Origin of the sequence: Arthrobacter sp. Leaf141, from assembly GCF_001424565.1 — a bacterium.
Taxonomy (GTDB): Bacteria; Actinomycetota; Actinomycetes; order Actinomycetales; family Micrococcaceae; genus Arthrobacter.
Map to the genome: position 1 here is coordinate 15,772 of NZ_LMOL01000022.1, position 24,542 is coordinate 40,313.

Here is a 24,542-nt window from a genome sequence, read left to right on the forward strand (position 1 = left end):
CAGTGGGCGGTGGGTAGTGGACAGTGGCCACTGGACAGCGGCGGGCGCGGGGTCGGTGCAGCTCAGCCTGCCTGCCAGATGTCGGGACCAAACACCTCGTAGTGGATCGAGGTGGCGGGGATGCCGGCGTCGATGGCCTCGCTGCGGATGCTGCGCATAAAAGGCAGGGGGCCGCAGAGGTAGAGGGCGGCGCCGGCTGGCAGGTCCACTTCCCGCAGGGACATAAAGCCCTGGTTGGATCCGGCTGCGGGCTCCTCCAGCCACAGCTGCAGTTCCGCGCCGTCCAGCCGCGCGACGTCATGCGTCATCTGACTGCGCAGCGCCCAGCTGTCCATTGTGCTTTCTGCGTGCAGCACCAGGACCTGCCGCTCCGAACCGGCCGCCGCGAGCGAGCGCAGAATGGAGGCTGTGGGGGTGCAGCCGATACCGGCCGAGGCCAGGATTACGGGGCCGGTACCGTCTTTGAGCGTGATTCCGCCGTAGGGATTGGAGATCTCCAGGATGTCGCCAACCTGGACGTCCCGGTGCAGGACGGGGGAGACCTCGCCACTGTCGTCGAGTTTGGCGGTGAAGCTGCGGCCGGTGCCGGCGTCCCCCGACAAGGAGTACTGGCGGACCTGGCGGATCCCGTCCGGCAGCGCGACCTTGACGCTGATGTATTGGCCGGGCAGCGCTGCAGTGACGGGGGTGTCGTCGGCAGGTTCCAGTGTGAAGGTCAGGGCGCCGCTGCCGGCGGGGGTTTTGGCGGTGACGGTCCAGGGCATCCACATGCGGCTGTTGGCCTGGCTGGCGTACAGTCCCTTTTCGAGTTTGATCAGGGCGTCCGCCATCAGCCAGTAGACCTCGGTCCACGCTGCGGCGATGTTGGGGGTGATGACTGCGGCGAGGTCCTCGGCGATGGCGGCGAACAGGTGCTGGTACACCACCTGGTACTGCGGTTCGCTGATGCCAAGCGACGCGTGGCGGTGGGCGATGCGCGCCAGGACAGCCTCGGGCAGAGTTCCTGGATTGTCCACCAAATGGGTTGCAAATGCGGCGATGCTGCCGGCCAGGGCCTGCTGCTGGGTGCCGGAGCGCTGATTGGACCGGCTGAACAGGCCGTCCAGCAGTTCCGGGTGGGCGGTGAACAGCCGGTCGTAGAAGTTGGTGGTGATGGCACCGATCCGTGAGCCAACCAGCGGGAGGGTGGCTTCGATGACGGGGCGTGATTTGTCCGACAGCATGGGAACTCCTGAAGTAGGGACCGGGGCCTTCGTTCGGCCGATAATACTTGCATTGGAAATGCAAGTATTTATGCCCCATTTCTACACTGCGTAGAAATTTGGGTCAAATCCCTCGTGGGTGGGCAGCTGGGTGCGGGCAAAACCGGTCGGGTCAGAGCCCGGGGCGCAGGCCAATCAGTTGGAAGACCGGCGCCATCTGGCCGCTTCCGGGCAGTTCCGCCACCACGACGGTGTCGAGCTCCCGGTAGAAGGCCTCGCGGGCCCTGGCCAGCGCGGCCCGCAGCTTGCAGTCGTTGATCAGCGGGCACGGTCCGCCGGGGGCCACGCAGTCCGCAGGATCGGTCCGCGTATCAAGCTCCCGGAGGACCCGGCCAACAGTGACCCGGCGGCCGGCAGGGTTCAGCCGGGAACCGCCTGAGCGGCCACGCTCCACATCGATCAGGCCAAGGGCCCGCAGCCTGGCCATTGCCTTGCTCACGTGGTTATACGGCGTCCCCACCGCATCGGCGATGTTTTGGGTGGTGAGCAGGGTCCCGTCCGGGACTGCGGCGAGCACCAGCAGTGCCCGCAGGCTGACATCCGCGAACGCGTTGATCTTCACGGCAGCTCTGGTCTAGTCCACCCAGATAACGGGCTCGTTAGTGTCTGCCGCGAGTTCCCCGAACTCCCACGTGTGGGTGGCCTGGTTGGCCGCGTACGGCAGCACGGCGGCGAACACTGCGCCGTCCCGGTGCTCGGTGGCCACGGAGATGGCGTCCGAGTCCTCCTCGAGCAGCATGATGTCGCAGACCACTGCCGCCGCCCGGAAATCGTCCCGGTTCTGGCGCAGCAGGGCGTGCAGGTCGCTGATCATGGCGTCGGCGTCGAAATCCGCGTCCTCCCCTGCCGGGGAATCAGCGGGGGAGACCGCCACCAGGCGCACCTCGCCGTCGTTCTGCACGGTCAGGGCGAAGGGCAGGAAACCGCCGTTGCGCTCCAGCTGTTCCTGGGCTGCACTGACGCCGGTCCCCAGGAGGTTTTCCAGGTCCGTGGCCGTGGCCTCGGGCACCGAATCGCGCCATGGGAGGTCGCCGTTCGTGGTCTGGTCCGCGGCGGCAACGCCGTTCTCTTCCGCCAAGGGTCAGGCCCGCACGATCGACAGGACCCGGTCGCGGACGCGTTCCATGGTGGCGCGGTCCGTGGCCTCTGCGTTGAGCCGCAGGAAAGGTTCGGTGTTGGAGGGGCGGAGGTTGAACCAGTAGCTGCCGTCGTTGGCCGTGAACGTGCTGCCGTCCATGGTGTCGATGGTGATGTCCTCGGCGGCGAAGTCCTGCCGGACGCGGTCCACAGCGCCGGCCTTGTCCTCGATTTCGGAGTTGATCTCGCCTGAGCTGACGTACGGTTCATATTCGCGGCCCAGGTCGGAGAGCGCGCCGTCCTGCTCGCCGAGCGCGGCGAGGACGTGCATGGCGGCCAGCATGCCGGTGTCCGCGTTCCAGAAGTCCCGGAAGTAGAAGTGGGCTGAGTGCTCGCCGCCGAACACCGCGCCTTCCTCAGCCATAACGGCCTTGATGAAGGAATGGCCGACACGCGTGCGGACGGCGCGGCCGCCGTCGTGCGCCACCAGTTCCGGAACCGCGCGGGAGGTGAGGAGGTTGTGGATGATCGTGGGGGTGCTTTCGCCCTGGGCTTTCGCGCGGGCAATCTCGCGGCGCGCCACCATACCGGTGATGGCCGACGGCGACACCGGCTCGCCTTTTTCGTCAATCACAAAGCACCGGTCGGCGTCGCCGTCGAAGGCGAGGCCGATATCGGCACCGTGCGCCACCACCGCTGCCTGCAGGTCGCGGAGGTTTTCCGGCTCCAGCGGGTTGGCCGGGTGGTTGGGGAAGGACCCGTCCAGCTCGAAGTAGAGCGGAACGATGTCGAAGGGAAGCTTGGGCAGCAACGTGTCGCCGAGGACGGCGGGGGTGGTCAGGCCGGCCATGCCGTTGCCTGCGTCCACCACGATCTTGAGCGGGCGGGAACCGGTGAGGTCCACCAACGTGCGCAGGTACTCGGCGTAATCCTTGAGGACGTCACGGACGCCGATCAGGCCACGGGTTTCCGCTGCGGGGATGCTGCCGGTGTTGAGGTACTGCTCGGCGAGGGCCTGGATGTCCTTGAGCCCGGCTTCGGAGGAAATGGGCACGGCCCCGGCCTTGGACATCTTGATGCCGTTGTAGCCGGCGGGGTTGTGGCTGGCGGTGAACGTGGCGCCCGCCCGGTTGAGGAACCCGCAGGCAAAGTACAGCTCATCGGTGGAGATCAGGTCCAGCAGCTCAACGTTGGCGCCGCGGGTGGCTGCGCCGTCGGCGAAGGCCTTACTGAACTCGGGGGATGAGGGACGCATGTCCCCGCCCACCAGGATGGTCTGGCCCTCAAGTTCCAGAATGTCCACAAAGGCGGCCCCCACGGCTTCGACAATTTCGGCGGTGATGGACTCGCCCACAATGCCACGGACGTCGTAGGCCTTGAAGGATGCTGAAAGATCAAAAGTCTTTGTCTGTTCGCTAGTCACGGGCTTTATCTTACGTGGGCCGGTGAAGCGGCTGTTCAGGCGCGGGCGCGGCGGCATTTTGTGACGCCGCCGGGGCACGGCCCCCGGCCCGGTTGTCCACAAACGGGACTCCGGTTGGGCGGGGTGTCGGTGCCGGCTGGGATACTGAATCAATGGTCGATAACCAGAACGCCACCGCAATGTCCCCTTCCACAGAAACCGGAACCGCCCCCACCGGCACCCTGGTGGCCGGTGATGCCCCGGCTCCCGGCGGCACCCGCGGGCAGGCGCTGGAAGTCCTGCGTGGCCTGGTGGGCCACCCTGACGCCGCGTTCCACGACGGCCAGTTTGAAGCCATCGAGGCACTGGTCGACGGCGGCCGGCGGGCCCTGGTGGTCCAGCGCACCGGCTGGGGCAAATCGGCGGTCTACTTTGTGGCGTCCCTGCTGCTGCGCCGGCGCGGTGCGGGGCCAACCCTGATCGTTTCGCCGCTGCTGGCCCTGATGCGGGACCAGGTGGCCGCCGCGGCGCGGGCCGGAGTCCGGGCGGTGGCCATCAACTCCGCAAACCAGCTGGAATGGGATGCGGTGCGCCAACAGCTGGCAAATGATGAGGTGGACGTCCTGCTGGTGTCCCCGGAACGGCTTACCAACCCGGCGTTCCGCGAAACCCAGCTGCCGGAGCTGATCCGGCGGACCGGGCTCCTGGTCATTGACGAGGCCCACTGCATTTCCGACTGGGGCCACGATTTCCGGCCGGACTACCGCCGCATTGCGGACCTGATCACGCAGTTGCCGGACACCGTCCCCGTGCTGGCCACCACGGCCACCGCCAACTCACGTGTGGTCCATGACATCGAGGAGCAGCTCGGCGCAGGTGTCCTGACCATCCGCGGCGCCCTGGGCCGTGACTCGCTGCGGCTGGGCGTCCTCCGGCTGCCGGACTCCCGGCAGCGTCTGGGCTGGCTGCTCACGCACCTGGCGGAGCTCCCCGGCAGCGGCATCATCTATACCCTCACGGTGTCCGCGGCGGAGGACACCGCCCGGCTGCTGGCGGAGGCAGGCCACGAGGTCCTTGCCTACACCGGCCGCACCGATCCGGCGGACCGCGAACGTGCCGAGCAGCTTTTGAAGGACAACCAGGTCAAGGCCCTCGTGGCCACGTCCGCGCTGGGCATGGGCTTCGACAAGCCGGACCTCGGCTTTGTGGTGCACCTCGGGGCGCCGTCCTCTCCGGTTGCCTACTACCAGCAGGTGGGCCGCGCCGGCCGTGGCGCCGCCAACGCGGACGTCCTGCTGCTCCCTGGCTCGGAGGACCGTGACATCTGGCAGTACTTCGCCACCGCCTCCATGCCGTCAGAGGAAAAGGCTGCGGCAGTGCTCACCGCCCTGGCCGAAGCCGGATCCGCCTTGTCCACGGTGGCGCTCGAAGCGCGTGTGGACCTTCGCCGGACCCCGCTGGAGCTGCTCCTGAAGGTACTGTCCGTGGACGGCGCAGTGGAGCGCGTTGGCGGCGGCTGGCGCTCCACCGGCCAGCCCTGGATCTACGATGCCGAGCGGTACGAGCGCATTGCCGAAGCCCGGGTGGACGAGCAGGACTCCATGGTGATCTACCAGGACACCGCCGGGTGCCGGATGGAGTACATAACCTCCGTCCTGGACGACGAAACGGCCCACCCCTGCGGCCGCTGCGACAACTGCGCCGGGCAATGGTTCCAGGCCGATGTGGCTGCCGATGCCACGGCAGCCGCGGGCCAGACCCTCAGCCGGGCGGGCGGCCCGCTGGAAGCCAGGCTGCAGTGGCCCAGCGGCATGGACCGGCTGGGCGTCCCGGTGAAGGGGAAGCTTAAAGCGGGGGAGGGCCTGTCGGAAGGACGGGTCCTGGCGCGGCTGACGGACCTGGGGTGGGGCGGGGCCCTGCGGGGGATCTTCGCTTCAGGGGCCCAGGACCAGCCCGTGGAGCCGGGCATGCTGCAGGCCTGCGTGCAGGTCCTGCGCGAATGGGGCACCGGGGACGGCCGCAGCGCCGGCTGGAGCGGCGCCGGGAGGCCGGCCGCCATCATCAGCATCCCGTCGCGGAGCAAGCCCCAGCTGGTGGGCTCGCTGGCACGGGGCATCTCCGAGATTGGCCGCATCCCCTACCTGGGGGAGCTGCAGCTGGCCCACGGCGGACCCACCGGCGCCCGCGGCGGCAACAGCGCCTACCGCCTGGCCGGCGTCTGGGACAGGCTGGTGGTGGGCCCCGAACTGGAAGAAGCCCTGGCCGGGGTGCAGGGCCAGAGCGTGATGCTCATCGACGACCTCGTGGACAGCCGCTGGACGGTGACCGTGGCCGGCCGTGCCCTCCTGCAGGCCGGGGCGGGAGCCGTGCTGCCGCTGGTGCTGGCGCAGGCCGGCTGACGGGCAGGGCGCGCGGGGAGGTCCGGGTTCAGGCAGGTCCGGCTGCGTTTGCTGCGTTGCCGGGTCGGCTGACTTCCGCGCCCGCGTGCCGCGATAAAAAGAGGCTGTCCACGGTGCTGGCCAGCATCAGGACAGCCATGGCCAGGAACGCGCCGCGGAACGGGGCCGCCTGGTCCTGCCCAAAAACGGCCACCCCGTCGAAAAGCCGGATCAACAGGGCCGCCACGGCGATGCCGGCCCCGGCGGCGAGCTGCACCAGGGTGGCCGACACCGTGTTTGCCGAGGTCAGCATGGCGGGGACGATGTCCGCGTACTGCACCGACGCGTAAGCGGAGAACCCGATGGACCTGAAAACGCCGCTAAGGACCAACAGGGCGAAGATCAGGGCGCCGGGTGTATCCGGGGTCAGCGCGGCGCACAAGGCGAAGGTCACCGCTGATGACAGGGAAGCAAACACCAGCATCGCCTTGAACCCGAAGCGCCGGATCAGCGGCGTGGTGGCAGGCTTGATGCCAATATTGCCGATGAAGACCGCCGCCACCATGATGCCTGCCTGCAACGGCGACCAGCCGAAGCCCGACTGGAACATCAGCGGCAGCAGGAACGGGACCGAGCTGATGGTCAACCGATAAATGAAACCGCCCGTGGCCATGGCCCGGAACGTGCGGGTCCGGAACACCTCCAGGTTGAACAGCGGGTTCCGGGCGCGGCGCATCCACAGCACCGCTGCCAGCAGGGACACCGCCCCTGCCGCCGCCGACAGGGCAACCCACGGCGTCTCCGGGTGGCCGCTGGCGAGCTCAAGGCCCACCACCAGGGCGCCAACACCCATGGTGGTGAGGGCGAGGCCGGGCCAGTCGAGCCGCCGCCCGGGGTCGCCCGCGGAAACGGGAACCAGGCGCAGCGCCGCCACAAACGCGGCCAGGCCCAGGGGCAGGTTGATCAGGAAGATCCAGTGCCAGGAAAGGTACGTGGTCAGCGCACCGCCCACCAGCGGGGCCAGCACGGGGGCGAGCAATCCGGGCCAGACAAGGAAAGCCGTGGCCCGCAGCAGCTCCGACTTGGGCGTGCCGCGGAGCACCACCAGCGTGCCCACCGGCACCATCATGGCCCCGCCCGCGCCCTGGATGATCCGGCTGATGGTCAGGGCCGTCAGGTCCTGGCTCAGCGAGCAGGCCAGTGAAGCCACCGTAAACACGGCCAGGGCCAGGCAAAACACCCGACGGGCGCCGAAACGTTCAGCCAGCCAGCCGCTGATGGGAATCCCCACGGCCACGGTCAACAGGTACGCCGTCATGGTGATGTTCACGTCCGCGGCGGGGACGTCGAAGTCAGCGGAGATGTTGGGGATGGCGGTGGTGAGGATGGTTCCGTCGAGGAACTCCATAAAAAACGCCGCCGCCACCAGGAGGGCAAGGCGCGGGTTCCAGGCCGGCCCGGTACCCGGTTCCGCGGCGGCCTGCTTGCTTGTTGACATCGTTTTATCCTGCCACCGGGCCCGCCGGCGCCGGTGGTGCTGTCCGTCCTGCGGACCGGCAGGCCGGACACACGCCCGGCCCTGCCGGCTGCCTGGGTGTTCAGAAGCCCCGGGTACGCAAAAGGCCAGGTACGCAAAAGGCCCCGGTCAAGGACCGGGGCCGAACGCGGAGACGGGGGGATTTGAACCCCCGGTGGAGTTGTGCCCCACACTTCATTAGCAGTGAAGCCCATTCGGCCGCTCTGGCACGTCTCCAATTGCTATTCCTAGCCCACCAAGAATACGCAGATGTGGCCATGCAGTGCAAAACGGCAGGCGCCCTGTCCGCAGCAGGCTTCCCGGGCTCGCGGTTTCAGCCGGAAATCCCGGCCTGCCCGGGCCGGACCATCCTCATTTCGGCAAGGTTTTCCCACTCCGGAACCAGGTCCGCAGCGCCATCGGCCCTAAAGCCGAAGTGCCGGTAGAAGCCGATGGCGCGGGCGTTTTCCGAGGCCACCCAAAGGCTAGCGGCATCGGTGCCAAGCGCTGCCCGCAGCAGTCGGCCACCAAGACCCAGGCCCTGGTGCGAGGCCAGGAGGTACAGCCCCCACAGTTCACGGTCCGCCGCTGGCGGTTCCACGCCTGCGGTGCTTGGCACGGGCCGGACGCCGGCGAACCCCACTGCCGTGCCGCCGTCGTACGCTGCCCATAGGATTCCTGCCGGCGGATCCGCCAGCAGCTGCGTCCACAACGGCAGCCGGCCTGCGGGTTCCAGCGCCGCCAGGAACCCGTCCGACAGGATGCCGTGGTAGGCCTCCTGCCAGCAGCGGACGTGCACCTCGGCAAGCCGCCCGGCGTCCGCCGCCGTGGGCGGCCTTATGGACAGCACGGGGCTCACCCGGCCCCGCCAGCAAGGGCCTTCCACAGGAAGTGCTGGCTTCGGGCCTGCAGCGCTGCTGCCTGCCGGTTGTCGGAGGCGCCGGCGTGGCCGCCCTCAAGCGCTTCGTGGAACCACACGTTGGGGATGCCCATGGCCAGCATCCGGGCAGCCATCTTGCGGGCCTGCACGGGACCCACCCTGTCATCCGAGGTGGCGGTCCAGATGAACGTTTCGGGGTATTCCACGCCGTCCTTGAGCAGGTGGTAGGGCGAGAAGGTCCGGATGTACTCCCACTGGTCCGCTACGTCCGGATCGCCGTATTCGGCGATCCACGAGTGCCCGGCGGACAGTTTGGTGTACCGGCGCATGTCCAGCAGCGGCACCCCGCAGGAGACCGCGCCGAAAAGTTCGGGGTACGAGGTGAGCATGTTGCCCACCAGCAGGCCGCCGTTGGACCCGCCCACACACCCCAGCCGCTCCCTTGAGGTCACGCCGCGGGAGATCAGGTCCCGGGCCACGGCCGCGAAGTCCTGGTACGCCTTGTGCCGGTTTTCCTTCAGGGCCGCGCGGTGCCAGGACGGCCCGTATTCGCCGCCGCCGCGGATGTTGGCCACCACGTAGACGCCGCCGCGCGAGTGCGTCCCGCCGCCGTCCGCCCCGGCCGCGCCGGTGGTGCGCCGCTCCAGCCAGGCCCGGCCCACGGTTCCGCTGTAGGCCGGGGTCCGGGACACCTCGAAGCCGCCGTAGCCGGAAAGCTGCGTGGGGTTCTGGCCGTCCAGGGCCATGCCGCGCGCGGCGATCTGGAAGTAGGGGACCCGGGTGCCGTCCTCGGAGACCGCAAAATGCTGCTGGACCTCGTAGCCGCCGTCGGCAAAGTACGACGGCGACGACTTCACTTCGGCGTGCCGGCTCAGGACCGCGGGGGCGCCGGAGTCCTGGCCGCCACCGTCCGTGCGCTCCAGTGAGCCCCGGAACAGGGTGCTGGGTGTGGTGAAGCCCGTGGCGATGAGCCAGAAATCGTCGCCCGCGCCGCCACCGTCCGTGGTGTCCTCATCATCCACCGCGAAGGCGTTCACGTCGTGCAGCGGCGGGCAGGCATCCAGGATCGTGGAGGTCCAGGCGGCGTCCGGGCTGCCCGATGGTGTGGCGGGGTCCAGGACCCGGATCTCGGCGGAGACGTCCTTGAGCAGGTTCAACAGCAGGAAGTTCCGGGTCCAGCTCCAGGACTGCAAGGACGTGGCGGCGTCAGGGGCGAACAGCACCGAGATGTTCCGGCCGCCTGCGAGGTAGTCCTCGAACTTCGTGGCCAGCAGCGAGCCGGCAGGATACGTGGTGCCGGCCAGGGTCCAGTCCTGCTGGGGACGGAACAGCAGCCACTCCCGGTGCACGCTCAGGTTGACGTCCGTGGGCACGTCGACCGCCACCCAGCCGCCGTCCCGCAGCACCAGGTTGGTCTGGTTGTAGAAATCGATGTAGTCAATGGCGAAGGTCCGCTCGAAGCCGGGGGTGGAGTCGTGGGCCACCACCGCCACCATGTGGTCCGCCGGCACTTCGAAGAGCAGCGGCGCGTCAGCCAGGGCCATACCGCGTTTGAGGGTGACGGCCGTCCGGGCGTACGAGGAGGCGGTCACGGGCAGACCTTCGGCCGTGGAGGCCACCAGCAGGGTGTCGGCATCGAGCCAGGACACGTTGCCCTTGGCTGTGGGGAGGTCGAAGCCGCCGTCGGCCGGGTCCACAAACCCGCGGGACTGGACATCGTATTCGCGGTACCGGTTGGCGTCCCCGCCGTCGGGGGAGAGGGCCAGCAGCGCCAGGCGGTGCGGTTCCCCGGGTGCGGGCCGCAGGAACGTGGCACCGTGGAAGACCCACTCCACGCCTTCCCTGGCGGCCAGGGCGTCCACGTCCAGGAGGACGTCCCACTCGGGCGTATCCGTGCAGTAGCTCTCCCACGTGGTCCGGCGCCACAGGCCCTTGGGGTTGTCCTGGTCCTTCCAGAAGTTGTAGTACCAGTCCCCGCGCTTGCCCACCATGGCGATCCGGTCCGTGGCGTCCAGCACCTCCAGGATGCTGCTTTCCAGGGCTGCGTACTCCGCGTCCTCCAGGAGGTCCTCCGTCCGGGAATTCTGCTCCCGGACCCAGGCCAGCTGTTCTTCGCCGTAGATCTCCTCCAGCCAGACGTTTTCGTCGGTAGGCTCCGGCGCCGCACCCGTGGCGGACGATGAATCAGCTGCTGTGGTGGTCATGCGCCCCATCCAAACAACATCTTCAGCCTGCGGGCAAGTCAAGCGTTCAGCCCTTAGCGGATACGCTGGATGCCGTGGAAACAACGCAGAGCATCCGGACCGTCATCATCGGTGCCGGTCCCCGCGGCACCAGTGTGCTGGAGCGCCTGCTCGCCCACACCGCAGCCCGTCCCGCCGCAACGGCCGGTCCGCGCCTCCACATCGACGTGGTTGACCCCTACCCGGCCGGGCCCGGCCATGTCTGGCAGCCGCACCAGTCCCGGCTGTTCCTGATGAACACCCAGTCGTTTTATCCGACGCTGATTCCCGAGGACCCCGAACTCCCGGCTCCGGTGGCCGGCACCACCTTCGACCAGTGGCGGATCCGTCAGCAGGAGCACCCGGCGTCCTCACTTTCAGCAGCTGAACGGGCCGAACTGGCGGGTCTTGGTTCCACCGGCTTCCCCAGCCGCGCCCTCTACGGCCGGTACCTGCGCAGCACCCTCGAGCAGCTGGTGGACCACGCGCCGCAGGATGTCACCCTTGAGTTCCACGAAACCAGCGCCTTGTCGGTCCACCGCCGCGACGACGGGATGTTCGACGTCGGCCTGGCCGCCGGGGCCGTGCTGACGGCAGGGTCCGTGGTGCTGGCGCTGGGGCACATCCCGTCACGCCTGAACCCGGAGCAGCGGGACCTGCAGGCTGCTGCGCAGCAGCTTGGCCTGCGCTACCTGCCGCCCGCGGTCCCCGCCGACGTCGACTGGGACAGTGTCCCCGCCGGCGAACCCGTCCTGGTCCGCGGGATGGGCCTGAACTTCTTCGACACCATCGGCCAGCTCACCGAAGGCCGCGGCGGCACGTTCCTCAGCAACGGCGGCCAGCTGGAGTATCAGCCCTCCGGCCAGGAACCCCTCATCATTGCCGCGTCCCGCCGCGGAACCCCGTACCGGGCCAAGGCGGCGCTGGAAGGCTACTACCCGGCGTCGGTATCCCTCCGCTACTTCACCGAAGAGGCCCTGGGCCGGCTCCGGAAGGCAGGGATCAGGCCCGGTTTCGACTTCGACCTGTGGCCGCTCCTGCACCGGGACACGCTGTGGGCCTACTACGCCACGCTGGTGCGCTCGCAGCCCGGCGCGGTCCCGGACGCTGACGCTTTCCTGGCTGCCCTGGATGAGGCGCTGCACCCGCACGCCCACACGGCCGCGAACTGGGAAGACACCGTGGAGAGTGTGCTGGCCGTGCATGTGGGACCGCGGCACCGCCTGGACCTTCGTGGGCTGGCTGCGCCCCTGGCCGGCCGGACGTTCGCGTCCCGGGCGGAGCAGGACGCCGCAGTGGTGGAATACCTGCTGGATGACGCCCGCCGGTCCGGCCTGGGCGAGGACGATCCCGTCAAGATGGCCATCGGTGCCCTGCACCACGGCCGGGCGCTCCTCAAAACCGCAGTGGCCGACGGCGGCATCACCGACGAATCGTGGGTGGCCGGCCTGCGCGGCTGGTTCGAAAACTTCGTGGAGGGTCTGGCCAGCGGCCCGCCCGCCCTCCGCTCCGAGCAGCTCGCAGCCCTGGCCACCGCCGGGGTGGTCAGCTTTGCCGGACCCGACCCCAAGTTCGGCGTGGACCGCAAGAGCCGGACGTTCACCGTCAGCTCGCCCTGGGTGCACGATGCGCCGGTGGCAGCCCGGACCATGGTGGAGGCCCTGGCGCCGGGCAACCGGGTGTCCGCGAATGACTCGCCGCTGCTGGAACAACTCCTGGCAGACGGCCTGGTCCGGCCCCGGCTGATGATGACCGCCGAGGGCGCCCCCATCCAGTCAACAGGCCTGGACGTGGCGCCGCACCCGTACCGGCCGCTTGCCGCGAACGGGTCGGTCACCGAGGGCCTCTACGTGCTGGGCCTGCAGCTCTCTTCGGCCCAGTGGGGTACCGCCATCGCGGCTGAAGCGGCACAGCCCGGCAGCCCCGCTTACCGCAGCGCCCAGCGGACCCTCAGGGACGCCGACGAAATCGCCGCCGCCATCCTGGCCGCCTGACCCCCGCCCGGTTAACGTCCAACGCCCGCCCACGGATGTGGGCGGGCGTTGGACGTCAGGGGCGGATCAGCCCCGCAGGCAAACCTGGTACTGGAGCCACTGGATGCCGTAGCGGATCCAGCCCAGCACGTCGTACCACTTGGTGGGGGCCGTGGGGGCCTTGCAGACCGGTGCCGGCGGAGTGACGGCTGCAACCGTCACGTCCGCAGTCACGGTCGTTCCGGATTCCGCGGCGGTCAGCACCAGGGTGGCAGTCCCCGCCGCAGCTCCGGCGGGAACCGGCAGGCTGACGGCGGCGGTTCCGGCTGCCACGGGAACCGTGCCCAGCCGGGTCACCTTTCCGGCCGCGTCGGTAAACACCGCGGTGAGCGAGGTGTTCACCGGGCTGCCCAGGGAGGTGAGGTCCAGCTTGGTGATGGCCAGCGTCACCGGCTCGCCGGGCTTGACCCCGGCCGCTGTGCTGTTGGCTACGGCCACGGAGCGCCGGGCGAAGTCCGGTGCCACGGGACCGCTTTTCTGCAGGTACCCGATCCAGGCGTCGCGGTCCACCAGGCCGGAGTCCTTGGTGCCGGTGCCCTGCGTGAAGACCCGGAAGTTGTCGCCGCCCGTTGCCAGGAAGCTGAACGTGCCGATCCGGTAGGACTTCGCCGGATCGATCAGGGTGCCGTTCACGCGGATCGAGGTGATCCGGTCACCGGCGGCGCGGGCTGCGTCGTAGGTGTAATTGACGTTTTTGGACAGGCCCAGCTGCTGGTAGGCGCGGCTGGGAACCGAACCGTCGGCGTTGGTCTGCCACTGCTGCTCCAGCAGGGTTTTCACCTGCGCGCCGGTCAGCGACGTGGTCCACAGGTTGTTCACAAACGGCAGTACCGCGTTGGCCTCGGCGTACGTGATGGTGCCGTCCGGGGCGTAGTACAGCTCGTTGCGCAGGCCGCCGGGATTGACGACGCCGATCTCCGCGCCGCCGAGGTCCGCGGACTTCAGCGAATCCAACAGGGAATCGGCCACCAGGTTGCCCAGGGTGGACTCGCTGGCACGGTCATCGCGCTTGGCGGGGCCTCCTGCGGGGTCCGGGGTGAACGCGGTGGTGATGTCCTTGGTGACCGAACCGATGGGCTGGTCGCCGATGACGGCTGCGTCGGCGAGGGCCTTCTTGACGATGCCGTCCACCGTTGCGACGCGGGGGTAGGCGGCGATCAGCCCGGCGGCGGGGTCGGTGGTGCGTTTGACGTTCCCGGCCTTGTACGCGGTCACGGCCTTGGTGGCGGTGTCCACGGTCAGCTGGATCTGGCCGATGTTTTCGCCGTAGTTGCCGGTCTGGACGATCGGCCGGGTCTTGCCGTCAACGCCGGGGACGGGTGCGTCCCAGGCGTATTCCTTGTGCGTGTGGCCGGTGAAGATGGCGTCCACGTCGGCTGAGGTTTCGGTGACCAGCTTGGCGAACGGTCCGCCGGCTGCCACTTCCTGCTCCAGTGTTGCGCCGTCCGGGGTTCCCGAGCCGGCGCCGTCGTGGTTCTCCACGATGATGACGTCCGCCAGGTTCCCGGCGGTGATGGTGGCAGCCACCCGGTTGATGGCCGCTACGGGGTCGCCGAACTCGAGGCCGGTGATGCCGGCCGGGGTGACCAGCGACGGGACTTCCTGGGTGACGGTGCCGATCACGGCCACCTTGATGCCGTTCATGTCCAGGACCGTGTACTCCGGCAGGACCGGGGTGGTGGTGCCCTTGGCATAGACGTTGGCGCCCAGGTACGGGAACTTCGCGTTGGTGCCGCCGGCGATCACGCGGTCCCGCAGGTCCGCCCAGCCGCCGTCGAATTCGTGGTTGCCCACCGCGGATGCCTTCAGCTCCAGGGTGTTCAGCACGTCGATGGTGGGCTGGTCCTTGGCAACCGCGGACGCGAACAGCGAGGCGCCGATGTTGTCGCCTGCGGAGAGGAACGCCGTGGCGCCCGGGGCAGCGGCTGCCCGCAGCTTCTCGATGGTGCCGGCGAACTGGACGGTGTTGGTGTCGATCCGGCCGTGGAAATCGTTGATGCCCAGGAAGTTCAGGTCAACGCTGGCTGGAGCGGACTGCAGGTTCAGGCCCACCACCACGGGATCGTGGTCGCTGGCGCGGAACTGGTCCGGGGCGTAGTAGTCGGTGACGTTGTTGTTGTAGCGGCTGTATTCAAGGGCCACCGACTCCACCGAGTTGATGTTCCAGATGTCGGCACCGGACACCACGGCGTCAGCCGCGGGGGAGGCGAGGATGTGGTCCAGGGAACCCACCAGGCCACCGAAGAGGTAGGAATGCTTCGCGGAGCCGTCGGTGTTGCGGGCCTTGTTGTCCTGGTTGACGTAACCGGCGGCGGTGAAGACATTGATGGGGTCTTCGTGGCCGTAGGAGTTGAAGTCGCCGATCAGGAAGACCTTATCGGTGGCCTTGCTGGCCTGCAGGCCCTCGGTGAACGCCAGTAGGGATTTGGCCTGGGCGGTACGTGCGAGGTTCGAAGCGCCCTGGCCCTTGTCGGTGTCGTCCGGGGTGGCTGCGGAGCCCTTGGACTTGAAGTGGTTGGCGATGGCGATGAATTCGGTGCCGGCTGCGCCGCCCACCGGCTTGAAAACCTGTGCCAGCGGTTTGCGGGCGGTGGCGAATGCCGCGGTGTCGTTGTGGATGATGGACTCGCCCACCGTTTCGACTGCCGCTTTTTTGAAGATGAAGGCCGTGCGGATCATGTCTTCATCGGACAGCGGGGGAGCATTGGCGGGGGTCCGGACGTAGTCCCAGATACCGGGCGTCTCGATGTTCAGCGCCGCCACCAGCTTGGCCAGGGCGTCGTCGCGGTTTTTGCCGAACTGGGCGGAGTTCTCAATTTCCATCAGCGTGACCACGTCCGCGCCGGCCTTGGTGATGGCCGCCACGATCTTGGCCTGCTGGCGTTCGAAGTTTTCCGCGTTGGCGGCACCGCGGGCGTCGCAGCCGCTGCGGACCGTGATGGGATTGCCTGCCCGGTCCGGGTAGAACGTGCAGCCGGCAAGGGTGTCGCCGGTGGTGGGGAAGTAGTTCAGCACGTTGAACGAGGCGATCTTGACGTTGCCGCCTACAGCCTGCGGCGCTTCGGTGCGGGTGGCGCCGAAGGATGCCGGCTGCACCGTGTCCTTGTTCGCTGCGGTGAGGTGCGTCAGCGGCTGGAACTTCCAGGCGTCGTTGGAGTAGCCCAGCACTACGTTCGTCGTGAATGTTGCGGGGGATCCGACGCGGACCGGGTCCGTTGTGGTCAGGTACGGCAGGATCTCTGCCTTGGTGCCCGCGTCCTTGAGGAAGTTGGTGCTGGAGCCGTCGTCGAGCTTGATGCCACGCGCCGTGTTGCCGGCCACGGTGGCGGTGTATTCGGCTGACCCGAAGGGCGCGACGGCGGTGGGCTGGACCAGCGGTCCGGTGCCGCCGGCCAGGCCGATTTCGCCGTACTGGTTCAGGGTGTAGTTGTCAGTCACCGTGAGGGGACCCTGCGGGGCCAGGAGCATGCCTTCGAGGGATTCCCGGAAGGTTTCGCTGGCCGGAAGGGTGAAGGCGGTGGCCTTCACCTCGGGCGCGGCTTCGGCAAGTTTGGTGAAGCCGGCGGCCGCGGTCACGTTGACCTGGGTCATGCCGTAGTACTCGGCAACGGCGCCGGTGACCTCGACATGGTCACCGATCCGGACGCCGGCCACGGTGGCGGGGGAGTAGATGAAGATGCCGTCCGAGGCCGCGTGGTTGGTGGCATTGAGGTCACCGCCGGTGCCGGGCGTCTGCAGGTAGTAGCCGTTGAGGCCGCCGGTGGGGAAGGCTGCCGTGATCTTTCCGCGGGTGGTGACAGTGGCCCCCACCATGGGGCTGGCCGTTCCGGTGCCCTGGATCTCGGCGATGGTGCGCGTGACCGGATCCGGGGCGGGCTCGGGATCAGGATCCGGCGTGGGATCCGGGTCAGGGGCGGTGCCGCCCGCGTTCGTCGGTGTGATCGCCGCGGCGAGGGTGAAGTCAGCGGCATTGCTGTTGGTGTCCACCCCGGGAGCGCGGTTCAGGGACCGGACATCGGAGTTACCCGACGGCGCCGTCGCCGGGGCCGTCTCGAAGGTGTTGGAGCCGCCGTAGCCCAGGAGGTCTGCCACGTTGGCGGGCTCGACCGCACTGCCGGTGGTCACCGCGAGGGCACCCGGCTGCCTGGCCAGGATCAGGGTGCCGCCGGCGCCGGCGGGGTTGATGCTGCCGGCCACCAGGTCGGGGGTAGGCAGGGCCGCGCCGCTGGCGCCGTTGCTTCCACCCTGGACCAGGTAGTGGCCCTTGGCGGGAATGCTGCCCGTCAGGGGAGCTACTCCGCTGGGGTTGCCGGTGGAGCCGGCGGCCCGGTACTGGAGCGACCAGCCGCTGAGCGGAACGGCCGTGTCCGATGAGTTGTAGAGTTCAACAAATTTGTTTCTGAACGCTGCCCCGCCGCTGCCCCCGCTCAGGTAGGCCTCATTGATGGTGACGGGGGAAGTGCCCGCGGCCGCTGGTGCGGCGTCCACGGCGGCGGCGGGCAGGGCTGCCAGCGGGGCGGCTATTAGCCCCACTGACAGCGCTGTGCCCAGCGCCAGTTTCCAGGTTGAGTGATGCATTCTGCTCCGGCTTTCGTTGGTTTGCCCCTGTAGGGACGCGACGGAAGGGGTGGGGATTGCCGCCAGGTGTGCTGATCGGGACAATGCCGAAAAGGCGTGGCCCGGGCCATCACAACACCTCCAAATGAACGCAGTATTGATGGGACGTGCATTCGGTTGGTGTGCTGGACATCACAAACACTACCCGCGGGTAGTGTTTGGGGTTGGCCGGCTGGGGTTGGTGCGGCGAAGAATTTACGCCCCCGTAACGGGCTGCGGAGGTTCTAGCCCGCAGGCTGCTGCCGATTGTCGTCCACGATCCTGAACCGCGCGCCGGTGGGGTCGGCGAGCTGCGCCACCCGGCCGAAACCGCTGTCCTGCGGCCCCTCCAGCAAGGTGGCACCCAGGGTCAGCGCCGCGGCCACGCTGGCGTCGGCGTCGTCCACGGCAAAGTAAACCTGCCAGTGCGGCGGGACGTCGGCCGGCAGGTAGGCGGACGCGTCCATGACTCCGGCGTGGGCGTTTTCACCCTCGCCGGAGGTGGCGTACCGGAACTCCGGGGTATCGCTCAGGACGGCGGGCTGCCAGCCGAACACGGTGGCGTAGAACTCCAGGGCGCCCCGGTAGTCCTTCGCATGGAGTTCGAACCAGGCCGGGGCGCCGGGCTCGGCCGCGATATCGAAGCCGTGCATGGCCCCGGGCTGCCACGCGCCGGTGGCGGCCCCGGCGGAGTCCTGGAAGAACAGCATGGTGCCTTGATCCGGGACCTCCAGGGGACCCAGGTGGATGGAACCGCCATGCGCCACCACGGCGTCGGCGGTGGCTGCAGCGTCATCGGTGCGCAGGTAGACGGACCACAGGTCCGGCATGCCCACCTGGTCCGGCTGCCGGGCCATGATGCCCGCCACCGTGCTGCCGTTCCTGGCAGCCATGATGTAGCCGCCGTATTTTTCGGTGTCGCCCACCTCGAATTCCCAGCCGAACAGGCTGCCGTAAAACGCGCAGGCCTGGTCCGTGTCGCTGGTCATAAGGTCGATCCAGCAGGGCGAACCGTTGATGAAATCCGGAGTGGGCATGGAATCTCCTGGGTGCAAGGTCAGCTGTCCGGCCCCAGCGGCCGGATCACTCCAGAGACTATGGCGGGCCCCTGACACTGGCAAGCGCCCTGTGCGGCGGGTGCGGATCGGGCGGTTAAGCAAAAAACCCCGGCGGCCAGATCACTGGCACGCCGGGGTTATTCCGCGGAAGGTAAGAGATTCGAACTCTTGGTACGGGGTTACCGCACACTAGTTTTCAAGACTAGCTCCTTCGGCCGCTCGGACAACCTTCCTCAACGAGTAGTGTTTCATAGGCACTTGCCTGCAACAAAACAGAGCCCGGAAAGTGTCCGGTGCACACTGGTGGCAGGCCAGTATTCAGTCAGGAACGGGAGAGGTCCATGAAAGCCGTCTTTATATCGGAACCGGGCGGCCCGGAGGTGCTGGAAGTCCGCGAGGTGGACGCCCCCGTGCCGGGTACGGGCGAGGTGCTGATCGACGTGGTGGCTGCCGGCCTGAACCGCGCGGACGTGCAGCAGCGCAAGGGCGTATACCCGCCCCCGCCCGGTGTGTCCGAAATTCCCGGCCTGGAGGTTTCCGGCCGGATCGCGGGTTTCGGGCCCGGGGTCGCCAAGGCGTTTTCCCTGGGCGACAAGGTGGTGGCCCTGCTGGCCGGCGGCGGTTATGCCCAGCAGGTGGCGGTCCCCGCCGAGCAGGTCCTGCGGCTGCCGGACGGTGTGGATCTGGTCACCGCTGCGTCCCTGCCGGAGGTCGCGGCCACTGTTTATTCGAACCTGATCATGACCGCGCAGCTGCAGGCCGGCGAAACGGTCCTGATCCACGGTGCCACCGGCGGGATCGGCACGTTCGCCATCCAGCTGGCCAAAGCCTTCGGCGCGCGGGTTGCCACCACCGCAGGGTCCGATGAGAAGGTGGGCACCGCCACGGCCTTCCTCGGTGCGGATATCGCCATCAACTACCGGGAAGAGGACTTTCCGGAGAGCCTGCGCCGCCAGAACGGGGGCAAGGGGGCCGATGTGATCCTGGATGTGGTGGGAGCCAAATACCTCCGCCAGAACGTGGATGCCCTGGCCGAATACGGCAGGCTGGTGGTTATCGGGCTGCAGGGTGGTGCCACGGGCGAACTCGACCTCGGCAAGCTGTTGTCCAAGCGCGGTGCGGTGGTGGCCACGGCCCTGCGGCCCCGGCCTGTCGCCGAAAAGGGCGCCATCATGACGGCGGTGCGCGACGCGGTGTGGCCGCTGGTCAGTGACGGCCGGATCCGCCCCTTGGTGGCCAGGTCCTTCCCGCTGGAACAGGTCAGGGCGGCGCACCGGTACTTCGATACCGGCGATCACGTGGGCAAGATCCTGCTGGTGATGTAGTCCGCCGTTCCGGCGGCGCAGGCGCTAGATACTCAGTATTGCCAGGGGACTTCACTCCGGCTAGGCTCGTCTATACGCGGTATGCACGGGTCTTGGGGGTCCGTGCATACCGGCAGCCAGCCACGCAAGGGAGCCGTATGTCCATCCGCCACAGCCTCCTCGCCCTCCTGCAGGACCAGCCGCGGTACGGCTACCAGCTCCGGGTCGAGTTTGAAAACCGTACGGGCGCTACCTGGCCGTTGAACATCGGGCAGGTCTACACCACCCTGGACCGGCTGGAACGCGACGCCCTGGTGGCCAAGGAGGGCGACGACGGCGAAGGCCACGTGGTGTACAGCATCACCGCCGCCGGGACTGCTGAAGTCCGGGGCTGGTTCGCCGCCCCGGTGGAACGGAACAACCCGCCGCGGAATGAGCTCGCCATCAAGCTCGCGCTCGCCGTGACGCTGCCGGGAGTGGATGTCCAGGCCATCATCCAGGCGCAGCGCGTTGCCTCCATCAGGGCGCTGCAGGATTACACCAGGGCCCGCCGGGACGCCGCCGGCACACCGCGGACAGGAGATACGGCCTGGCTGCTGGTGCTCGACTCGCTGATCTTCCAGACCGAAGCGGAAGTCCGGTGGCTTGACCTTTGCGAGGCGCGGATGGTCCAACAGGCGCAGGCCGCCGGCCAGGCCGTCACCCGCCCATCATCCGCCGGGGTCCCGGAAGACGCCACGCCCACCGCGGATACCCGCCGATGAGCGTCCAGGGTCCGCAGCAGGTCCTCGAACTCGCCAAAGTCAGCCGGACATTCGGCGCGGGCGCCACGGCGGTGGCGGCCCTGCGCGAAGTGGACCTGAGCGTGGCAGCAGGAGAATTTGTGGCCGTGATGGGGCCGTCCGGATCCGGGAAATCCTCCCTCCTCGCTCTCGCAGGCGGACTGGACAAGCCCACGGGCGGCGGAGTCTTTGTGGAATCCACCCCCCTTGCCGGGCTGGGCCTGAATGACCTGGCACGGCTCCGCCGCCGCGCTGTGGGGTATGTGTTCCAGGACTTCAACCTGGTCCCCACCCTGACGGCCGCGGAGAACGTCAGCCTGCCGCTGGAACTGGATGGCACACCCCTGAAAAAGGCCCGCCGGCAGGCCGCCGACGCGCTGCGCCAGGTGGGTATCCCGGAGCTGGCGGACCGTTTCCTGGACCAGATGTCCGGCGGACAGCAGCAGCGGGTGGCAATCGCCCGCGCCATTGTGGGCGAGCGGCGCCTGATTCTTGCCGACGAGCCCACCGGAGCATTGGACTCCACCACCGGGCACGGGGTGATGGAGGTTTTGCGGGCCCGCGCCGATGCGGGTGCCGCCGTGATGCTGGTTACCCACGAGGCCCGGCACGCGGCCTGGGCCGACCGGGTGGTGTTCCTGCGTGATGGCCGGATCGTGGACCAGGCCTCGGCCATGCACGATCCCACGATGCTGCTGACCCAGGCCGGCTTCTGATGCCGTTGAATCTGGCTCCGGCGCCTGGCGGGCGGCGGGGCAGCTTCCGCGTTGCCCTCCGGATGGCCCGCCGGGACATCCGCCGCCACCGCGGCAGGTCGGTGCTGATTGTCCTGCTGATCCTGCTGCCCGTCGCGGCCATGACCGGGGCGGCGACCTTGAACCAAAGCCTGCACCGCACTCCCGATGAGACCGTCCGCTATGAACTGGGCGGCATGCAGGCGCGGTTCAGCACGCTTCCCGCTCCCAACGGCGACTCCGTCCAGGACCCGCTGGATGACACCAGGGTGGTCTCCAGCTCCGGTGCGCACGATCCCGGGTTCGTTGGCAGTGACCCGCTGGACCTTGTCCCGGCGGGGTATGAGGTGGTCCCGCACCGGCAGCTCCAGCTGACCACCCGGGTGGGCGACGGCGACGCCTCCTTCGGCGCGAGGGTGGTCGACGCGCTCCACCCGGCCTTCGCCGGCCGCTACTCACTGCTTTCCGGCCGCGCGCCGCAGTCCCCCGCTGAGGTACTGGCCTCCCCAGGGTTCCTGGACCGGTTCGGCCTGGAGCCGGGCACCACCATCACCACTTCCGCCGGCACGTTCACACCCGTGGGCATCCTCCGTGACGCCGACACCTCTGACGGCAATTCGTTCCTCTACCTTGCGGCGGACCAGGTTCCGGCCGGGCTGCTGGCCGGGGTGGCCGCGGACTCTGTCACCACGTCCTACTACCTCGCCGGACCCGAACCCGTCACGTGGCAGCAGGTCCGGGCGGCCAACCGGGCGGGGGTGGCCGTACTGTCCCGTGACGTGGTGCTCAATCCGCCGCCCGCGGACCAGCAAACGTTCGACGGCGGCCCGTTGCCGGACCAGGGGTTGGCCGCGGAACTCGGCATGTATGCAACGTTTGCGCTGATCGGAGCGCTGGCACTGCTGGAGGTCGGCCTGCTGGCGGGCACCGCCTTTGCCGTTGGCGCCAAAGGCCAGATCCGCGAACTTGCACTGCTGGCCGCTTCCGGCGCCGAAGCGCCCACCCTCCGCGCCGTCGTCACGGCGGCAGGCCTGTGGCTGGGCGGGACCGCCGTTGTGCTGGGCGCGGCCCTGGGGTTCGGCGCGGCAGCCCTTGTGGTGCTGTGGGTCCGGGCTGCCGGTTCGGCCCGCCTGGCCGGGGTGCACCCGGACCCGGTGCCTACAGCCGTCGCCATGGTGATGGGGCTTGCCGCCTGCCTTCTCGCCGCGCGGTCGCCTGCACACCACGTGGCCCGCCGGGCGGTGCTGGGGGCGCTGAAGACCGGGCGCGCCCCGGCCGGAAGCGCGAAAAAGAGTGCCATCACCGGCGCTGCCCTACTGCTGGCCGCCGCCGGTGCCTTCGCCGGAAGCTGGTTCGTGGGACACTCCACCAGCGATCCGGACCGGCTGGCGGAGCTGTTCCCCGTGGCCTCGGGCCTGCTGACCGGGGGTGCGGTGTTGACCGTGGTGGCGCTGTCACTGCTGACCGGGTGGCTCCTTACCCTTCTCCCGCGCCGGACCGGGCGGCTGCCACTGGCGCTCCGCCTGGCTGCCCGCGATGCCACCAGGAACCGCAACCGCACGGTGCCCGCAGTGGCCGCAGTCCTGGCCGCGGCGGCGCTGGCCAGCAGTGCCCTGGTCCTGGCGGCGAGCCAGCAGGCCGGGATCCGCGAAACCTACTCCTGGACCGCCCTTGAGAACCAGGCCTTCCTGCCCCTGTCGCTGGAGCAGCCGCCCCTGGTGGACGGCACCCCGCAGCCAGCCACCGCAGTGGCGCCGGAGCAGCTTTCCGCCGCGCTCAGCGGAGCCCTGGGCACCGTGGCCTGGACCAGGGTGGTCGCCACGCCCGCCCCGCCGCTGAACTGCTTCGATGGTCCCGGTGAAGACCTTGCCCCCGCCCGGACGGCCACCAGGAACTGCCTCCAGTACGCGCTGGGCACCCCGCCGGGCAACGCCTGCCCCGTGACGCCGATGGGGCGGCTGCAGGATCCCGGCGACCCGCGCTGCAAGGGACCGCTGGCCGAGGGGACCGGCTCGCCCCGGTCCATCGTGGTGGGCGGCGCTGACGAGATCCGTGCCGTCCTGGGCGTGGAACCCGGGCCGGCTGCCCTGGCCGTCCTGGCGAACGGCGGAATGGTGGTGACCAACCAGGTCTTTGTCCGCGACGGGACGGTGGAACTTCAAACCCTGGACCTTCGCCGGCCCATGGATGAACCAGCGGGGCGCCAAATGCAGTATGACCCGGTCGGCAGCGTCCCCCTGGTGGCGGCGGTGGTGGAACCGCTGGTTCCGGTTCCCTACTACGGCGTCATTTCCGCCGGCACGGCAGCGCGGCTGGGGATGGAGCCGCGTCCCAGTGAGTTGCTGGTCCAGCTCACGGAGCACCCCTCCGCGGCCCAGGTTGACACTGCCAACGGCGTTATTGCCTCGACGTACAAACACCCCGGCGCCGCCCTCTGGGTGGAACCGGGGATCCCCAGGGACAGTTCCTGGCAGATGTGGGCCATCGTGCTGGCCAGTGCGCTGATCACCGTCAGCGCCGCCGGCATCACCACCGGTCTGGCGCTCGCCGATGGCCGCCGGGACCAGAGGACCCTGGCCGCGGTGGGTGCCGCACCCAGGCTCTGCAAAGCGCTCGCCGGAAGCCAGGCGCTCTTCACGGCCGGGCTGGGCGCGGCACTGGGTGCAGCGGCCGGCGTGGTCCCCGCTGTGCTGCTCGTGGCAGCCACGGAAATGCGGATCGCGCTGGCGGTCCCGTGGACGTACCTGCTGGTCCTGGTGCTGGCAGTCCCGCTGGTGGCCGCCGCCCTCGCCTGGACGTTCACCAGGGCGGCCCTGCCCACGGGCCGGCGGGAGCAAGGAACCTGACGGCCTGCGGGCATGGCCGGGTCCGGGCTGGGGCCAGAAGCCAATAGGTCACACAATTGGGTCTTTTTGATTGACCGCAACAGGCCTAGCGTGGGTTGCAGGAGCCGCCTGCCAGGGGCGGCGGAGCCCACGGAGGAAGCTCATGACAACCCACGTTGCCGATTGCAGTGTCACCCGTTGTTCGTTCAACGACCATGAAGGCTGCACAGCGCACGCCATTACTGTGGGGGGAACGGAAGACCACGCCTCCTGTGCCACCTTCATCGACACCGGCCACAGCGGCGGCCTGCCCAAAGTCCTGGCCGATGTCGGGGCCTGCCAGCGCTCCGAATGCGTTCACAACGACCACCTGATGTGCAACGCCCCCGCCGTGCACGTTGGCCCGGGCGCGGACAACGCCGACTGCCTCACCTACTCGCACGCCTGACCACCGGACACCACTGTCCCGGGAC

At 68.8% G+C, this 24,542-nt stretch carries 16 protein-coding genes and 2 tRNA genes; 7 read left to right on the plus strand and 11 right to left on the minus strand.

All coding sequences use genetic code 11. The features are described from left to right. Positions 1-62 precede the first annotated feature (62 nt). The 4 genes from ASF72_RS14790 to ASF72_RS14805 form a co-directional block, all read right to left on the minus strand. Entirely contained in the window at positions 63-1,223 is a 1,161-nt protein-coding gene (locus ASF72_RS14790; protein WP_056600164.1) for a globin domain-containing protein, read from the minus strand. A gap of 151 nt (positions 1,224-1,374) precedes the next feature. After that, a complete protein-coding gene (locus tag ASF72_RS14795) occupies positions 1,375-1,824 on the minus strand; it encodes an RrF2 family transcriptional regulator (protein ID WP_050686112.1) in 450 nt (149 codons plus the stop codon). 12 nt (positions 1,825-1,836) lie between these two features. Further along, complete coding sequence (locus ASF72_RS14800; RefSeq protein ID WP_056600168.1) at positions 1,837-2,340, minus strand: hypothetical protein; 504 nt, start codon at positions 2,338-2,340, stop codon at positions 1,837-1,839. Positions 2,341-2,343: 3 nt separating this feature from the next. Further along, complete coding sequence (locus tag ASF72_RS14805; RefSeq protein ID WP_056600171.1) at positions 2,344-3,762, minus strand: phosphomannomutase/phosphoglucomutase; 1,419 nt, start codon at positions 3,760-3,762, stop codon at positions 2,344-2,346. Between the two features lie 152 nt (positions 3,763-3,914). On the opposite strand from ASF72_RS14805, the gene ASF72_RS14810 reads away from it, so the two are divergent. After that, positions 3,915-6,140, plus strand: coding sequence for a RecQ family ATP-dependent DNA helicase (locus tag ASF72_RS14810; RefSeq protein ID WP_082484308.1), 2,226 nt, complete (start codon positions 3,915-3,917; stop codon positions 6,138-6,140). A 28-nt stretch (positions 6,141-6,168) separates the two neighbouring features. On the opposite strand, the gene ASF72_RS14815 is transcribed toward ASF72_RS14810, so the two are convergent. From ASF72_RS14815 to ASF72_RS14830, 4 genes are all read right to left on the minus strand, one after another. Continuing rightward, positions 6,169-7,617 (minus strand): MFS transporter, encoded by a 1,449-nt coding sequence (locus ASF72_RS14815; protein WP_056600178.1) that lies wholly within the window; start codon positions 7,615-7,617, stop codon positions 6,169-6,171. 167 nt (positions 7,618-7,784) lie between these two features. Continuing rightward, positions 7,785-7,872: transfer RNA gene (locus ASF72_RS14820), tRNA-Ser, on the minus strand. A 97-nt stretch (positions 7,873-7,969) separates the two neighbouring features. Then, complete coding sequence (locus ASF72_RS14825; protein ID WP_327019596.1) at positions 7,970-8,485, minus strand: GNAT family N-acetyltransferase; 516 nt, start codon at positions 8,483-8,485, stop codon at positions 7,970-7,972. Positions 8,486-8,490: 5 nt separating this feature from the next. Continuing rightward, complete coding sequence (locus tag ASF72_RS14830) at positions 8,491-10,719, minus strand: prolyl oligopeptidase family serine peptidase (RefSeq protein WP_056600186.1); 2,229 nt, start codon at positions 10,717-10,719, stop codon at positions 8,491-8,493. Positions 10,720-10,793: 74 nt separating this feature from the next. Between ASF72_RS14830 and ASF72_RS14835 the strand changes: the two genes are divergently transcribed. Next, the gene (locus ASF72_RS14835; RefSeq protein ID WP_056600188.1) at positions 10,794-12,731 is read left to right on the plus strand and encodes an FAD/NAD(P)-binding protein; all 1,938 of its coding nucleotides are present in this window, start codon (positions 10,794-10,796) and stop codon (positions 12,729-12,731) included. 66 nt (positions 12,732-12,797) lie between these two features. Here the strand turns inward: ASF72_RS14835 and ASF72_RS14840 are convergent, their stop codons facing one another. From ASF72_RS14840 to ASF72_RS14850, 3 genes are all read right to left on the minus strand, one after another. Beyond that, positions 12,798-17,348, minus strand: a complete 4,551-nt coding sequence (locus tag ASF72_RS14840) for an ExeM/NucH family extracellular endonuclease (RefSeq protein ID WP_056600191.1) — start codon at positions 17,346-17,348, stop codon at positions 12,798-12,800. A gap of 263 nt (positions 17,349-17,611) precedes the next feature. After that, complete coding sequence (locus ASF72_RS14845; protein WP_056600194.1) at positions 17,612-18,403, minus strand: VOC family protein; 792 nt, start codon at positions 18,401-18,403, stop codon at positions 17,612-17,614. 166 nt (positions 18,404-18,569) lie between these two features. Beyond that, positions 18,570-18,657, minus strand: a tRNA-Ser gene (locus ASF72_RS14850). Between the two features lie 108 nt (positions 18,658-18,765). Here ASF72_RS14850 and ASF72_RS14855 point away from each other — a divergent pair. The 5 genes from ASF72_RS14855 to ASF72_RS14875 all read left to right on the plus strand — a co-directional run bounded on the left by ASF72_RS14855 (position 18,766) and on the right by ASF72_RS14875 (position 24,517). Beyond that, positions 18,766-19,749, plus strand: coding sequence for an NAD(P)H-quinone oxidoreductase (locus ASF72_RS14855; RefSeq protein WP_056600197.1), 984 nt, complete (start codon positions 18,766-18,768; stop codon positions 19,747-19,749). Between the two features lie 137 nt (positions 19,750-19,886). Beyond that, positions 19,887-20,492 carry a PadR family transcriptional regulator gene (locus ASF72_RS14860; RefSeq protein ID WP_056600200.1) on the plus strand — a complete coding sequence of 202 codons (606 nt, stop codon included), beginning with the start codon at positions 19,887-19,889 and terminating at the stop codon, positions 20,490-20,492. After that, positions 20,489-21,226 carry an ABC transporter ATP-binding protein gene (locus ASF72_RS14865; protein ID WP_056600203.1) on the plus strand — a complete coding sequence of 246 codons (738 nt, stop codon included), beginning with the start codon at positions 20,489-20,491 and terminating at the stop codon, positions 21,224-21,226. The genes ASF72_RS14860 and ASF72_RS14865 overlap by 4 nt, the downstream gene beginning before the upstream one ends. Further along, positions 21,226-24,090, plus strand: a complete 2,865-nt coding sequence (locus tag ASF72_RS14870) for a hypothetical protein (protein WP_056600207.1) — start codon at positions 21,226-21,228, stop codon at positions 24,088-24,090. The genes ASF72_RS14865 and ASF72_RS14870 overlap by 1 nt, the downstream gene beginning before the upstream one ends. 142 nt (positions 24,091-24,232) lie before the next feature. Further along, positions 24,233-24,517, plus strand: coding sequence for a DUF1540 domain-containing protein (locus tag ASF72_RS14875; RefSeq protein ID WP_050686138.1), 285 nt, complete (start codon positions 24,233-24,235; stop codon positions 24,515-24,517). Positions 24,518-24,542 lie beyond the last annotated feature (25 nt).

What these genes read in the sequence shown, in the direction of transcription:
- ASF72_RS14790 (WP_056600164.1), bottom strand. Translation starts at nt 1,223, where the DNA reads ATGCTGTCGGACAAATCACGCCCCGTCATCGAAGCCACCCTCCCGCTG.
- ASF72_RS14810 (WP_082484308.1), top strand. Translation starts at nt 3,915, where the DNA reads ATGGTCGATAACCAGAACGCCACCGCAATGTCCCCTTCCACAGAAACC.
- ASF72_RS14815 (WP_056600178.1), bottom strand. Translation starts at nt 7,617, where the DNA reads ATGTCAACAAGCAAGCAGGCCGCCGCGGAACCGGGTACCGGGCCGGCC.
- ASF72_RS14830 (WP_056600186.1), bottom strand. Translation starts at nt 10,719, where the DNA reads ATGACCACCACAGCAGCTGATTCATCGTCCGCCACGGGTGCGGCGCCG.
- ASF72_RS14840 (WP_056600191.1), bottom strand. Translation starts at nt 17,348, where the DNA reads ATGCATCACTCAACCTGGAAACTGGCGCTGGGCACAGCGCTGTCAGTG.
- ASF72_RS14845 (WP_056600194.1), bottom strand. Translation starts at nt 18,403, where the DNA reads ATGCCCACTCCGGATTTCATCAACGGTTCGCCCTGCTGGATCGACCTT.
- ASF72_RS14855 (WP_056600197.1), top strand. Translation starts at nt 18,766, where the DNA reads ATGAAAGCCGTCTTTATATCGGAACCGGGCGGCCCGGAGGTGCTGGAA.
- ASF72_RS14860 (WP_056600200.1), top strand. Translation starts at nt 19,887, where the DNA reads ATGTCCATCCGCCACAGCCTCCTCGCCCTCCTGCAGGACCAGCCGCGG.
- ASF72_RS14865 (WP_056600203.1), top strand. Translation starts at nt 20,489, where the DNA reads ATGAGCGTCCAGGGTCCGCAGCAGGTCCTCGAACTCGCCAAAGTCAGC.
- ASF72_RS14870 (WP_056600207.1), top strand. Translation starts at nt 21,226, where the DNA reads ATGCCGTTGAATCTGGCTCCGGCGCCTGGCGGGCGGCGGGGCAGCTTC.
- ASF72_RS14875 (WP_050686138.1), top strand. Translation starts at nt 24,233, where the DNA reads ATGACAACCCACGTTGCCGATTGCAGTGTCACCCGTTGTTCGTTCAAC.